The following is a 13,409-nucleotide window of genomic DNA, read 5'->3' as shown; positions in this document are numbered from 1 at the left end:
GCCCCCCGGCCGGTCTGCTAAGATCGGCCGGTCATGTCGCACGATCGCCTCCCCTCGCCGCCGCTTCCGCGTGCCGGCCAAGCCCGCGCCTGGTGGCGCGCCCCGTCCTCGCCCTCGGCCCTGGCCTGGTATATCGCCGCCGCTGCGCGTGCCCATGATGGCCCGCTGCTGCTGGTCGCCCGCGACAACCAGAGCGCGCAGCAGCTGCTGGCCGACCTGGCCGTGGTTGGCGGTGACCCGTCCCAGCTGCCGGTGATTGCCTTCCCGGACTGGGAAACCCTGCCCTACGACCAGTTCAGCCCGCACCCGGAGATCATCAGCCAGCGCCTGGCTGCCCTGAACCGGCTGCCGACGCTTGCGCGCGGCATCGTGGTGGTTCCGGTGCAGACCCTGCTGCAACGCCTGGCCCCGGTGGCCCATATCGCCGGCAACAGCTTTGACCTCAAGCTGGGCCAGCGCCTGGACATGGACGCGGAAAAGCGCCGGCTCGAAGCGGCCGGCTACCGCCATGTGCCGCAGGTGATGGACCCGGGCGATTTCGCCGTGCGCGGCGGCCTGCTCGATGTATTCCCGATGGGCGTGGACGCGCCGCTGCGCATCGAGCTGCTGGATGACGAGATCGACACCATCCGCCTGTTCGACCCGGAAAGCCAGCGCTCGCAGGACCCGGTCAAGCAGGTACGCCTGCTGCCCGGGCGCGAGGTGCCCAGCGATAACGCCGCCCTGTCCCGGGCGATGGATGCGCTGCGCGAACGCTTTGACGTCGATACCCGACGCAGCCCGCTGTATCAGGACCTGAAGGCACACACCCTGCCGGCCGGCATCGAGTACTACTTGCCGCTGTTTTACCGCGATACCGCCAGCCTGCTGGACTACCTGCCCGGCAACGTGATGAGCGTGGTCGCCCCGGGCACGGTGGAAGCGGCCGATGCGTTCTGGGAACAAACCAAGCAGCGCTATGAGCAGCGCCGGCATGATGTCGAGCGCCCGTTGCTGCCGCCGGCCGAGCTCTACCTGCCGCCGGAGCAGCTGCGCGAACGCCTCAACACCCTGCCGCGGATCGAAGTCTGCCCGCCGGGCCACCTGCGCCACGAGCAGGCCCACGCGCTGGGCGACATCGCCCTGCCGCCGCTGCCGATCGCCGCCCCGCATGTGGCCGCCGGCAGTGCCCTGCGCAGCTTCCTGGAGGGCTACAACGGCCGCGTGCTGGTTGCCGCCGATACCGCCGGCCGCCGCGAGGCCCTGCTCGAGGTCCTTGCGGCCGGCGAACTCAAGCCGGCCGTGGTGCCGACGCTGGAGGCCTTCCTCGACGGCAAGCAGCCCTTTGCCATCACCGTGGCCCCGCTGGAAGACGGCTTTGCGCTGGAGGCACCGGCCATTGCCGTGCTCACCGAGCGCCAGCTGTTCCCCGAGCGTGCCGGCAACCCGCGCCGCAACCGCCGCAGCGGGCGTGAGCCGGAAGCGATCATCCGTGACCTGGGCGAGCTCAGCGAAGGTTCGCCGATCGTCCATGAGGACCACGGTGTGGGCCGTTACCGCGGCCTTGTAACCATGGACGTGGGCGGCATGCCCGGCGAGTTCCTGGAAATCGAATACGCCAAGGGCGACCGGCTGTATGTGCCGGTGGCCCAGCTGCACCTGATCAACCGTTACTCCGGCGCCTCGCCGGAAACCGCCCCGCTGCATTCACTGGGCGGCGAGCAGTGGACCAAGGCCAGGAAGAAGGCGGCCGAAAAGATCCGCGATGTGGCCGCCGAGCTGCTGGAGATCCAGGCCCGTCGTCAGGCCCGGGCCGGGCTGGCGCTGAAGATCGACCGCGCCATGTACGAGCCGTTCGCCGCCACCTTCCCGTTCGAGGAAACCCCGGATCAGCTGGCGGCCATCGAAGCCAGCTTGCGCGACCTGCAATCCAGCCAGCCGATGGACCGGGTGGTGTGCGGTGATGTGGGCTTCGGCAAGACCGAGGTCGCCGTGCGTGCGGCCTTTGCCGCAGCCAGTTCCGGCAAGCAGGTGGCGGTACTGGTACCCACCACCCTGCTGGCCGAGCAGCACTACCGCAATTTTGCCGACCGTTTCGCCGACTGGCCGCTGCGGGTGGAAGTGCTCTCGCGCTTCAAGTCGACCAAGGAGATCAAGGCCGCGCTGGACAAGGTGGCCGAAGGCACCATCGATGTGATCGTCGGCACCCACCGCCTGCTGCAGCCGGATGTGAAGTTCCGTGATCTGGGCCTGGTGATCGTGGACGAGGAACAGCGCTTCGGCGTACGCCAGAAGGAAGGCCTGAAGGCCCTGCGGGCCAATGTGCACCTGCTGACCCTGACCGCCACCCCGATTCCGCGCACGCTCAACATGGCCATGGCCGGGCTGCGTGACCTGTCCATCATCGCCACCGCGCCGGCCAACCGCCTGGCGGTCAAGACCTTCATCACCGGCTGGGACAACACCCTGCTGCGCGAGGCCTTCCAGCGCGAGCTGGGCCGCGGTGGCCAGCTGTACTTCCTGCACAACGATGTGGAATCGATCGGGCGCATGCAGCGCGAGCTGTCCGAGCTGGTGCCCGAGGCGCGCATCGGCATTGCCCATGGGCAGATGCCTGAGCGCGAGCTGGAACGGGTGATGCTGGATTTCCAGAAGCAACGCTTCAACGTGCTGCTGGCCACCACCATCATCGAGTCGGGCATCGACATCCCCAACGCCAACACCATCATCATCAACCGCGCCGACAAGTTCGGCCTGGCCCAGCTGCACCAGCTGCGTGGCCGCGTCGGCCGTTCGCACCACCGCGCCTACGCCTACCTGGTGATCCCGCCGGACAAGAAGGCGATCACCGCCGATGCGCACAAGCGTCTGGAAGCAATCGCCTCGATGGACGAGCTGGGCGCCGGCTTCACCCTGGCCACCCACGACCTGGAAATCCGTGGTGCCGGCGAACTGCTGGGCGAGGACCAGAGCGGGCAGATGGCCGAGATCGGCTTCAGCCTGTACACCGAGATGCTCGAACGGGCGGTCAAGGCGATCCGCTCGGGCAAGCTGACCAGCGTGGACCTGGGCGAGGAAGCGCGCGGCGCCGATGTCACTCTCAACGTGCCCTCGCTGATCCCGGATGACTACCTGCCTGACGTGCACACCCGCCTGACCCTGTACAAGCGCATTTCCAGTGCGCGCGACAGTGCGGCCCTGCGCGAGCTGCAGGTGGAGATGATCGACCGCTTCGGCCTGTTGCCCGATGCCACCAAGCACCTGTTTGCCATTGCCGAGCTCAAGCTGCAGGCCGATGCCCTGGGCATCACCAAACTGGAACTGGGCGAGAACGGTGGCCGCATCGTGTTCAACAGCCAGCCCAACGTGGATCCGCTGGCGGTGATCACCATGATCCAGAAGCAGCCCAAGCTGTACCAGATGGATGGCCCGGACAAACTGCGCATCAAGCATCCGCTGCCCGAAGCCGAAGACCGCTTCAATGCCGCCCGTGCGCTGCTGACCACCCTGAGCCCGGGCCCGCAGTAATCCGCTGACAGGCACACCGTGCAGCAGGCCCCCCTGCTGCACGGCGCTACCCGTCCCTCGTTGCTCGTTGCCCTTCACTCTTTACTCGTTGCTCGTTGCCCTTCACTCTTTACTCGTTACTCGTTGCTCTTCACTCGTTACTCTTAGCCCGCCGCCCGCTGCAGTCCGGCATTCCCCTTGCATCCGGCAAACAGCTGAATTGCCGCGTTTTCAAGCTGCCACGGCGCATCGTCCAGCCGGTAGACTTGCCCACCCCACCTGCAAACGCTGCGTGTTCCCCCACCCGCAGCGAGATTATGTTCGAACTGGATTCTGCTGCCTGCCCCATCGATACCGAAGACCTGTCTGCCTCGGTACTTGTCCTGACCACGGCATTGCATGAGCGTGATGCCTACACCAACGTGCACTGCAACCGTGTCTGCCAGCTGGCCCAGGCCCTGGGCCAACGGCTGGGCTTGAACGAGAAGGAGCTGGCCCAGCTGATACTGGCCGCGCGCTTCCACGACATCGGCAAGATCGGCATTCCCGACGCGGTATTGCTCAAGCCCGGACGCCTGGATGCCAGCGAAATGGCCATCATGCGCAGCCACCCCGTCCGCGGCGAGCGGGTTTTCCTGGCCACCGGCCGGGATGACGCGGCGGCAGTGGCCTGCATCATCCGCCAGCACCACGAGGCCTGGGACGGCAGTGGCTATCCCGATGGTCTGGCCGGCGAACAGATCACCCTGCCTGCACGCATCCTGTCCGTGGTCGATGGTTATGACGCCATGGTCACTGACCGCCCCTACCGCCCGGGCATGCCGATGGACAAGGCACTGGCGATCCTCGCCAGCGAAGCAGGCACTCGTCTGGATCCGCGGGTGACACGCTGCTTCATGGAGCAGATGGGCAGCAGCACCGAAAGCTGAAAATGCGCAGCCCGTCACATCCGTGCATACAGGCTGCAGGCGGCGTGCCCTAAAGTGGCCGGGCGACGGACCGTTCGCCCACCCTGCAAGGAGTGACCGCATGCAGCTGCACACCCGCCTTCTGGCCACCGCCGTACTGATCCTGCCACTGGCAGGCGTGGCCAATGCCTCGCCTGCCACCGACACCCACGATCCAGCGGCGTGCCTGCCGCTGTCAGCCGACAGCCGGACCATGTCTCCACCGCAGCTGTACCGCTCCATGCTCAACTGCCTGCGTGATGGCCAGGCGGCACCGGTCCTGCCACTGTATTTCCTGGGTACCGCCTACGGCCGTTTTGACCGCGCCCGGGTAGCCGACACCACCGCCCACCAAGCCAGTAGCGCACTGGAAATGCAGTTGCGTGAGGCCCTGGGAGAGGCAGATCACGATCGTTTCATGGGCATCATCACCGAGCTGTCCGCCGATCCCGGCAAACGCGCCCCGCTGTGCCAGGCCGTGGCCAGCATCGGCCCACCCACCTATCACCCGTCGTGGATGATCAACCACGGCATGCGTCAGTTCACCGGAGGCAACGCGCCGGACCTGGTCGCCGGCTTTGATCCCGCCGCGTCCTGGCAGGCGGTAATGGACAACTACCTCAAGTGCGCGGTCCAACCGGGTTGATGGCCCCTCAGTCGCTTGCGCATACAACAAACCCGGCCTTGGCCGGGTTTGTTTTTCCACCAGTGCGTTGACGACGCCTTACTTGGCCTTGCCCTGGTTGGCCACGGCTTCGGCGGCCGCCTTGGCAGCCTCCTCATCGCCCAGGTAGCGCCAGCTGATGACCTTCAGGTTGTCATCCAGCTCGAACTTCAACGGCATGCCGGTGGGGATGTTCACTTCCAGGATTTCCGCCTCGCTGGCACCGGTGAGGTACTTGTACAGCGCGCGCAGCGAATTGCCGTGGGCAGTGACCAGCACGGTCTTGCCTGCCTTGAGCTGCGGAGCGATGGCGTCATGCCAATACGGCAGCACGCGCTCCAGGGTGGTGGCCAGCGACTCGGTGCCCGGCAGGGCGGCGGCATCCAGGCCGGCATAACGGCGGTCATTGGCCGGGTGGCCCGGGTCGGCCAGATCCATTGCCGGCGGCGGAATGTCATAGGAACGACGCCACACCTTGACCTGGTCCTCGCCGTGCTTGGCCGCCGTCTCGGCTTTGTCCAGGCCCTGCAGTGCGCCGTAGTGGCGCTCGTTCAAGCGCCAGGTCTTGTTGACCGGCAGCCAATCCTGATCCATCGCCCCCAGCGCACCCTGCAGGGTGCGGATGGCGCGCTTGAGCACCGAGGTGTGGGCCACATCGAACTGCAGGCCTTCGGCACGCATCACCTCACCGGCAGCCACCGCTTCGGCACGCCCCTTCTCGGTCAGGTCCACATCCACCCAGCCGGTGAAACGGTTTTCCAAATTCCACTGGCTCTGGCCGTGGCGCAACAGCACGAGGGTACGGGTCACTGCAAGTCTCCGAAGGACAGGTTCAAGAAGAGAAGGATTGTACCCGTTGCCGATCACCCCGCCTGCGGCCGACCACTTCCCAAGCGGCTGACGCCAGCCCATGATGCGGCAGACATCCTTTCCCGACCGAGGTACCTGCAATGGGCATGAGCAAACGCTTGACCGCCGAATTCATCGGCACCTTCTGGCTGGTCCTGGGCGGCTGCGGCAGCGCGGTGCTGGCGGCCAACTTCGGCGGCCCGGGCAATCCGCTGGGCATCGGCCTGCTTGGTGTGTCGCTGGCCTTCGGCCTGACCGTACTGACCGGTGCCTATGCCCTGGGCCACATTTCCGGCGGCCACTTCAACCCGGCGGTGAGTTTCGGCCTGTGGGCCGGCGGCCGTTTCGACGGCCGTGACCTGCTGCCCTACATCGTGGCCCAGGTCGCCGGCGGCGCCCTGGCCGGCTTCATCCTGCTGCAGGTCGCCAGCGGCCAGAACGGCTTTGCCATTGACCCGACCGCGGCCGGCACCTTTGCCACCAACGGTTACGGCGCCATGTCGCCGGGTGGCTACAGCGTGGTCGCGGCAGCGCTGATCGAAATCGTGCTCACCGCCATGTTCGTCATCGTGATCATGGGCGCCACCCATGCGCGCGCACCGGCCGGCTTCGCCCCGATTGCCATCGGCCTGGCCCTGACCCTGATCCACCTGATCTCCATCCCGGTGACCAACACCTCGGTCAACCCGGCCCGCTCCACCGCTGTGGCCCTGTTCGCCGGCAGCGGCGCGCTGTCGCAGCTGTGGCTGTTCTGGGTGGCACCGATCATCGGCGGCCTGATCGGCGGCGCGATCTACCGCCAGCTGGGCCAGGACAAGGCCTGATTGCCGCGCATGACGCCCCGCCCGCCCGGTCAGCGCCGGGTGTGCGGGGCGTTGTCGTTTTCGGGCTCCGGAAGGCGACCGTCCGTCATGGCGCAGCCTGCAATCGATGCACAGCACGCAGATTGGCCCGATCCCTCTCGCACCTTGGCCGCAAATGCGCTACAAGTATCCGTACACGTTGCGTTCACATTTCAACCAACGCCCCCACGTCCGTCGTTGTAGTTGCCGTAACCGCCTTACCGCTGTTGCCAACCCGGTGCATTGCGTGGCCCTGCCCGCAGGCCCGGCTCACCTTACGCGTACGCTTACCGGGAGTCGAAGTGAACTACCTGCAATCCTGTCTGATGCTGTCCAGCCTGTTGGCCATGAGCCTGGGGGCCAGCGCCCAGCAGCCAACACCCACCCATTGCCCTGACCTGCCCGGCGGCAGCAACCTGCAGTGGGACCAGCAGCAGCGCGACGGCTATGTGCTGTGCCGCGCAGTCGATGACAGCGGCAATGATGCCTTCAACCTGATGCTCACCGGCCAGGAGCCGAACCTGCACCTGGCCCGCGCCCTGCGCGCCGAGCGCGCCAGCTTTGCCGACCAGTCCATCCACTGGTACCGCATGGACCTGATCGCCGACAACAGCGAGCAGGCCCAGTACCGGCGCATCACGGTGACCAAACTGGCCAAGAACCAGTATGTGCAGCTGTGGTTCAACGCCGGCAACCAGGCCGAGCTGGACACCCGCATCGAACAGATCGGCAACCTGCGCCTGAACCACACCCTGTTGGGCAACCGCTGAGCCGGCCTTAATCCAAAGCCGTATGGCCGGCGCCGGCCGGTAGCGTTTGAATGGCACCACCATGCATGGCGGAGAGACATCTATGAAAGGGTTCAACAAAGGCCTCTGGGCCCTGCTCGCTGTCATCGGCGCCGCCTGTCTGGGCGTGGTCGCGCTGCGTCGTGGCGAACACATCAATGCCTTGTGGATTGTCGCCGCGGCCGTGTCGCTGTATCTGGTCGCCTTCCGCTGGTATGGCCTGTTCATCGCCAACAAGGTGCTCGGCGTGGACCCGGGCCGGGCCACCCCGGCCTGGACCCGCAATGACGGCCTGGACTACGTGCCCACCAACAAGCACGTCCTGTTCGGCCACCACTTTGCCGCCATCGCCGGCGCCGGGCCCTTGGTCGGCCCGGTACTGGCCGCACAGATGGGCTACCTGCCCGGCACCCTGTGGCTGATTGCCGGTGTGGTCCTGGCCGGCGCGGTGCAGGATTTCATGGTCCTGTTCATTTCCAGCCGCCGTGATGGCCGTTCGCTGGGCGAGCTGGTACGCGAGGAAATGGGCCCGGTGCCCGGCACCATCGCCCTGTTCGGGGTGTTCATGATCATGATCATCATCCTCGCCGTGCTGGCGATGATCGTGGTCAAGGCCCTGGCCGAGAGTGCCTGGGGCATGTTCACGGTGATGGCGACCATGCCCATCGCCATCCTCATGGGCATCTACATGCGCTACATCCGCCCCGGGCGGATCGGCGAGATCTCCATCGTCGGCCTGGTCCTGCTGATCGCCGCGATCATCTACGGCGGCAAAGTCGCAGCGCACCCGACCTTGGGCCCGATGTTCACTTTCACCGGCACCGAAATTACCTGGATGCTGATCGGCTACGGCTTCGTTGCCGCGGTGCTGCCGGTGTGGCTGCTGCTGGCCCCGCGCGATTACCTGTCCACCTTCCTGAAGATCGGCACCATCGTTGGCCTGGCCCTGGGCATCCTGATCGTGATGCCGGAGTTGAAGATGCCGGCCCTGACCCAGTTCACCGATGGCACCGGCCCGGTCTGGAAAGGCTCGATGTTCCCGTTCCTGTTCATCACCATCGCCTGCGGCGCGGTATCCGGCTTCCACGCCCTGATCAGCTCGGGCACCACGCCCAAATTGATCGCCAGCGAAGGCCATGCCGCCTACATCGGTTATGGCGGCATGCTGATGGAATCATTCGTGGCGATCATGGCCATGGTCGCCGCTTCGGTGATCGAGCCGGGCATCTACTTTGCGATGAATGCCCCGGCCGCGGTGATCGGCACCGATCCGGTGCATGCGGCCCAGGTCGTGACCAACTGGGGCTTTGCCATCAGCCCGGAACAGCTGACCCAAACCGCCCAGGACATCGGCGAGGCCAGCATCCTGTCGCGCGCCGGCGGTGCGCCGACCCTGGCTGTGGGCATCGCCCAGATCCTGCATGCGGTGATTCCCGGCGACGGCATGATGGCCTTCTGGTACCACTTCGCGATCCTGTTCGAAGCCCTGTTCATCCTCACCGCGGTGGACGCCGGTACCCGCGCCGGCCGCTTCATGCTGCAGGACCTGCTGGGCAGCTTCATCCCGGCCATGGGCAAGACCGATTCCTGGCTGGCCAGCATCGTGGCCACCGGCGGTTGTGTCGCGCTGTGGGGTTACTTCCTTTACCAGGGTGTGACCGATCCGCTGGGTGGCATCAACATGCTGTGGCCGCTGTTCGGCATCGCCAACCAGATGCTGGCCGGGGTGGCCCTGCTGCTGTGCACGGTGGTGCTGTTCAAGCTGAAGAAGGACCGCTACGCCTGGGTGCCGGCCCTGCCGGCGGTGTGGCTGCTGATCTGCACCATCAGTGCCGGGCTGATCAAGCTGTTTTCCAGTGACCCGGGGGTGGGTTTCATGGCCCAGGCCAACCGCTACCGTGACGCCATCGCGGCCGGCAACCTGCTGCCTCCGTCCAAGGACTTCGGCCAGATGCAGCAGGTGATGGTCAACAACTACGTCAATGCCGGGCTGACCGTGCTGTTCCTGTTCGTGGTCCTGGCCGTGCTGCTGTATTCGATCAAGACCATCCGCAGCGCCCGCGCCAACCCGCAGCGCAGCGACCGCGAAACCGCCTATGTGGCCTTGAAGCCGGATCAGCTCCAGCCATGATCGCGCGGCTCGGGCAGGCCCTGGGCCACCTGTGGCGGCGGCTGGTGCAGACCGGCCGCCTGGCCTGCGGCCTGCCCGACTACGACACCTACCGTGCGCACATGCGCCTGCATCATCCCGGGCAACCGGTAATGGATTACCCCACCTTCTTCCGCGAGCGCCAGGACGCCCGCTATGGCGGCAAGGGTGGCGGGCGCTGCTGCTGAAGTGCCTGCCGGCTTGCCGAGCTGGGAGAGAGGTCACAAAACCAGCACGTTTTGCCGCACACAGGCGCGGTAGCATTTTTGGTACGTCGCTTCTGAGCGCCGCAACACGGAGTGCAACCGGTGTCTGCAGGTCTCCAGATCCCGCCGTTATCGACCGCGCTGGCCTTGATCCTGGCCCTCGGTCTGCCCCATGCCCATGCCGAGCAAATGCCCATGCCCCTGTCCCACATGGCTGCCGCGTCCCCCTTTCCCAGTGAGCTGCATCCGCTGGCCCAGGCCGTTGCCGATGGCGACACCGGCGACATCGCCTCACTGAGCAGCCACACCCGGCCCAATCCGAGTGGTCAGGACAATGTGACCCTGCTGGAATGGGCGATCTGGAACCGTCAGCCCGGCTCGCTGGCCGCCCTGCTGCTGGCCGGCTTTGATCCCTCCACACCGGGCATGGACGGTGAGAGCGTGGCCCACCTGGCCGCCAGCGTGGATGACCCACGCTACCTGCAGGTATTGATTGAACACCGCGCCCCGGTCGATCTGATCGGCGGCCGCGCAGCACGCACCCCGATCTTCCGCGCCGTGCAGAGCCGTCGCGATGCCCAGTTCGCGTTGCTGCTGGCTGCCGGGGCGGACATCAACCGTGCCGATGCCATGGGCAACACCCTGCTGCATGTGGCTGCCGAGGTTGGCGATGCCGCCCGTGCCCTGCAGCTGCTCAAGGCCGGCGCCAACTACGACACCACCAACATCCGTGGTGTGCGCTTCCAGTCGCTGTTGTTCGAACAGGACAGCGCACGACTCAACGCCAAGGGCCGCGCCGATCGCCAAGCGGTGCTGGACTGGCTCACGGCCAACCAATGACCGTGGCACCGCTTCCTGCAGCCACCACGCACAAGGATATGCGCATGTCTGCCCAGCAAACCCCGGCCGCCGACCTGGCCGCCAGCATCAGCGGCCAGAGCCCGCACCAGGTGGATCGCGAACTGGCCCAGTTGCTGGCCAGCACCTACACCCTGGCCGCGCATCGCCGTGACCCCTCGGTGGCGGTGCAGGCCTTGCCACCCGGCTGGCAGCCCGTCGAAGGCCCTGCCCTGGCTGCGGCCGGCATCAGTCCGGCAGACCTGAACGATGCCAAGAGTGGCTTTGATGCCGCCCTGTACCGCAATGAGCAGGGTCTGGTGGTACTGGCCTTCAACGGTACCGACCAGGGCCGTGACTGGCGCAGCAACCTGCGCCAGGGCCTGGGCCTGACCGATGTGCAGTACGACCAGGCCGTGGCCCTGACCAGCAAGGCCAACCAGGTCTGGGGCCCGGAGCTGGTCCTGAGCGGACATTCGCTGGGCGGCGGCCTGGCAGCTGCCGCCGGCATGGTCCACGAGGTGCCGACGGTGACCTTCAATGCCGCCGGCGTGCATGATTCCACCCTGGAACGCTTCGACTGCGATGCCGGCGTGCTCAAGCAGCAGGCCCGTGATGGCCTGGTGCGCAGTTACGAGGTACGCAACGAACTGCTCACCTACCTGCAGGAAGACAACCTGCTCAGCCGCTGGGTCATGCCCGATGCCCCCGGCCACCGCATCGAGCTACCTGACCCGGATCCGAAGAACCTGTTCGAACGCATGGTCCCGGGGGTGATGCTCAAGCACCGCCTGGACCTGCACGGCATCGACGCGGTACTCCAGGCCCAGCAACTGGCCGGGCTGGAGGAACGCCCGTGGCCGGTGCCCAGCCAGGACAACGGCCAGCAGCTGCTGCTCGATGCCGCGCGCGGGCTTTCCGTGCAGCGTGCACCGCTGGGCCTGCACGATGACAACCGTTTTTTCAACACCGCCAGCCATGTCGCCGCCCATGCCAGCCAGGATGGCCTGCAGCGTATCGACCACCTGCTCCTGACCCCGGACCAGCAGCGTCTGGTGGCCATCCAGGGCGGTCGCGATGACCCGGCCCAGCAACGCAGCGTGGTCCTGGCCGAAGCCGCAGCGCGTGAACCGGCCCTGCACAGCTACCAGCGCCTGGAACACACCAGCCAGCAAGCAGCACAGGAACAAGCGGCCAGCCAGCAGACACAGCGCAGCAATGCCCTGAGCCACTGAGCACCGGCAACGCAGCAACAACAAAGGGCGCCTTCGGCGCCCTTTTTTGTTGTGACAACCCGGCCTGGCCCGTACTCAGGCGCCGGCCATCCACTTGAGCACCAGCCCGGTCAGATAGGCCAGCACGGTACCGGTGGCATAGCCCACGGTACCCAACAGCACCCCCACCGGCGCCAGGGTCGGATGGAAAGCCGCTGCCACCACCGGGGCCGAGGCCGCCGCACCGACATTGCCCTGCGAGCCGATGGCCAGGAAGAACATCGGGGCCTTGAGCAGGCGCCCGACCACGTACAGCAGCAGCACATGGGTGCCCATCCAGATCACCCCGAGCAGGAACAGCCACGGGCGTTCCAGCAGCGAGAGCAGGTCCATCTGCATGCCGATGCAGGCGATCAGGAAATACAGGAACAGGGTGCCCACCTTGGAAGCGCCGGCTGCCTCCAGGTTGCGCACCTTGGTGAAACTCAGGCTCAGGCCGGCAAAAGTGGACAGCATCACCACCCAGACGAACTGGTTGTCCAGCGAAGCCTGCTTGGCAAAGCTGATGTTGGCCGCACACCAGGTTGCCAGCGGCGCAGCCAGGGCATGGGCCGCACCGACCACGCCCAGGCCGACACCGACGATGACCATCAGGTCGGTCAGGGTCGGGATGCGGGCACTTTTGGCCTCGTAATCGGCAATCCGGCGCTTCATGTCATCGATGGCCGAGGTGTCGGCGCCGTTGCGGGCATCGATCTTCTCCGCGCGCCCGGCCAGCCAGATCAGGCCCGGCATCAACAGGATGCTGGCACAGACCACGTCCACCACGGCGAACTGACCAAAGGTGGTGGCATCGACGTTGAAGGTCTCGCGCATCGCCGCCATGTTGGCGCCGCCGCCGATCCAGCTGCCGGCCAGCGCCGCCATCCCGGCCCAGGTGTCGCCGGCCACGGTGGCCGGGTGGATCAGCTTCATCACCTGGAAGGAGACCACCGCGCCAAGCATGATGCCGATGGTGCCGGTGACGAACATGATCAACAGCTTCGGGCCCAGCTTGATGATGCCCTTCAGGTCGATGGACAGGGTCAGCAACACCAGTGCGGCCGGCAACAGCACGTCACGTGCGACCGGGTTGTACAGCTTGGTGCTGTGGCCATCGATGATTCCGGCGGTGTTGTAGATGGCCGGAATGAAGTAGCACAGCAGCAGGGCCGGCACGATGGCAAAGAACTTCTTCCAGAAGCCCTCGGTCTTGCTGGACAGGTAGAACACCGTGGCCAGGGTGGCGGCGATCAGCCCCAGGCCGACGATATCGTTGGTGATCAGCGTGGTTGCAGTGGTTGCAGTGGTATCAGGGCTCATCGCCCCTCCCATGGAGAATAGGTAGCAGGGAAACGGCGCGCGGCCAGCGGCCACGCGCCGTCAGT

The 13,409-nt window shown here is 66.2% G+C and carries 11 protein-coding genes; 9 read left to right on the top strand and 2 right to left on the bottom strand.

The window, feature by feature from the left end; translation table 11 throughout:
• Positions 1–33 precede the first annotated feature (33 nt).
• The 3 genes from mfd to ABB30_RS07420 all read left to right on the top strand — a co-directional run bounded on the left by mfd (position 34) and on the right by ABB30_RS07420 (position 5,079).
• Positions 34–3,507 carry a transcription-repair coupling factor gene (mfd, locus tag ABB30_RS07430; protein WP_057637676.1) on the top strand — a complete coding sequence of 1,158 codons (3,474 nt, stop codon included), beginning with the start codon at positions 34–36 and terminating at the stop codon, positions 3,505–3,507.
• Between the two features lie 296 nt (positions 3,508–3,803).
• Positions 3,804–4,415 carry an HD-GYP domain-containing protein gene (locus tag ABB30_RS07425; protein ID WP_057637675.1) on the top strand — a complete coding sequence of 204 codons (612 nt, stop codon included), beginning with the start codon at positions 3,804–3,806 and terminating at the stop codon, positions 4,413–4,415.
• Positions 4,416–4,515: 100 nt separating this feature from the next.
• Positions 4,516–5,079 carry a hypothetical protein gene (locus ABB30_RS07420; RefSeq protein WP_057637674.1) on the top strand — a complete coding sequence of 188 codons (564 nt, stop codon included), beginning with the start codon at positions 4,516–4,518 and terminating at the stop codon, positions 5,077–5,079.
• A gap of 78 nt (positions 5,080–5,157) precedes the next feature.
• Here ABB30_RS07420 and gpmA read toward each other — a convergent pair whose 3' ends face one another.
• Positions 5,158–5,907: a 2,3-diphosphoglycerate-dependent phosphoglycerate mutase gene (gene gpmA / locus ABB30_RS07415; protein WP_057637673.1), complete on the bottom strand. Its 750-nt coding sequence runs from the start codon at positions 5,905–5,907 to the stop codon at positions 5,158–5,160.
• A 140-nt stretch (positions 5,908–6,047) separates the two neighbouring features.
• Between gpmA and aqpZ the strand changes: the two genes are divergently transcribed.
• The 6 genes from aqpZ (at position 6,048) to ABB30_RS07385 (ending at position 12,003) form a co-directional block, all read left to right on the top strand.
• Positions 6,048–6,770: an aquaporin Z gene (gene aqpZ / locus ABB30_RS07410; protein WP_057637672.1), complete on the top strand. Its 723-nt coding sequence runs from the start codon at positions 6,048–6,050 to the stop codon at positions 6,768–6,770.
• Between the two features lie 320 nt (positions 6,771–7,090).
• A complete protein-coding gene (locus tag ABB30_RS07405) occupies positions 7,091–7,558 on the top strand; it encodes a hypothetical protein (protein WP_152980624.1) in 468 nt (155 codons plus the stop codon).
• An 82-nt stretch (positions 7,559–7,640) separates the two neighbouring features.
• The gene (locus ABB30_RS07400; protein WP_057637670.1) at positions 7,641–9,707 is read left to right on the top strand and encodes a carbon starvation CstA family protein; all 2,067 of its coding nucleotides are present in this window, start codon (positions 7,641–7,643) and stop codon (positions 9,705–9,707) included.
• Positions 9,704–9,913: a YbdD/YjiX family protein gene (locus tag ABB30_RS07395; protein WP_057637669.1), complete on the top strand. Its 210-nt coding sequence runs from the start codon at positions 9,704–9,706 to the stop codon at positions 9,911–9,913. The genes ABB30_RS07400 and ABB30_RS07395 overlap by 4 nt, the downstream gene beginning before the upstream one ends.
• A gap of 120 nt (positions 9,914–10,033) precedes the next feature.
• Positions 10,034–10,771, top strand: a complete 738-nt coding sequence (locus tag ABB30_RS07390; protein WP_245626449.1) for an ankyrin repeat domain-containing protein — start codon at positions 10,034–10,036, stop codon at positions 10,769–10,771.
• A gap of 44 nt (positions 10,772–10,815) precedes the next feature.
• Positions 10,816–12,003: a Tle-like phospholipase domain-containing protein gene (locus ABB30_RS07385; RefSeq protein ID WP_057637779.1), complete on the top strand. Its 1,188-nt coding sequence runs from the start codon at positions 10,816–10,818 to the stop codon at positions 12,001–12,003.
• Between the two features lie 75 nt (positions 12,004–12,078).
• Here ABB30_RS07385 and ABB30_RS07380 read toward each other — a convergent pair whose 3' ends face one another.
• Positions 12,079–13,344, bottom strand: a complete 1,266-nt coding sequence (locus ABB30_RS07380) for a DUF819 family protein (RefSeq protein ID WP_057637668.1) — start codon at positions 13,342–13,344, stop codon at positions 12,079–12,081.
• Between the last annotated feature and the right edge of the window lie 65 nt (positions 13,345–13,409).

Source organism: Stenotrophomonas ginsengisoli (assembly GCF_001431485.1).
GTDB lineage: Bacteria > Pseudomonadota > Gammaproteobacteria > Xanthomonadales > Xanthomonadaceae > Stenotrophomonas > Stenotrophomonas ginsengisoli.
The sequence above is the reverse complement of the archived record's forward strand: the minus strand, read 5'-3'. Positions and strand labels throughout refer to the sequence as shown.

Excerpts from the sequence above, each read along its gene's own strand:
- ABB30_RS07385 (WP_057637779.1), top strand. The coding sequence starts at position 10,816 with ATGTCTGCCCAGCAAACCCCGGCCGCCGACCTGGCCGCCAGCATCAGC.
- ABB30_RS07420 (WP_057637674.1), top strand. The coding sequence starts at position 4,516 with ATGCAGCTGCACACCCGCCTTCTGGCCACCGCCGTACTGATCCTGCCA.
- ABB30_RS07400 (WP_057637670.1), top strand. The coding sequence starts at position 7,641 with ATGAAAGGGTTCAACAAAGGCCTCTGGGCCCTGCTCGCTGTCATCGGC.
- ABB30_RS07425 (WP_057637675.1), top strand. The coding sequence starts at position 3,804 with ATGTTCGAACTGGATTCTGCTGCCTGCCCCATCGATACCGAAGACCTG.
- aqpZ (WP_057637672.1), top strand. The coding sequence starts at position 6,048 with ATGGGCATGAGCAAACGCTTGACCGCCGAATTCATCGGCACCTTCTGG.
- ABB30_RS07395 (WP_057637669.1), top strand. The coding sequence starts at position 9,704 with ATGATCGCGCGGCTCGGGCAGGCCCTGGGCCACCTGTGGCGGCGGCTG.
- mfd (WP_057637676.1), top strand. The coding sequence starts at position 34 with ATGTCGCACGATCGCCTCCCCTCGCCGCCGCTTCCGCGTGCCGGCCAA.
- ABB30_RS07380 (WP_057637668.1), bottom strand. The coding sequence starts at position 13,344 with ATGAGCCCTGATACCACTGCAACCACTGCAACCACGCTGATCACCAAC.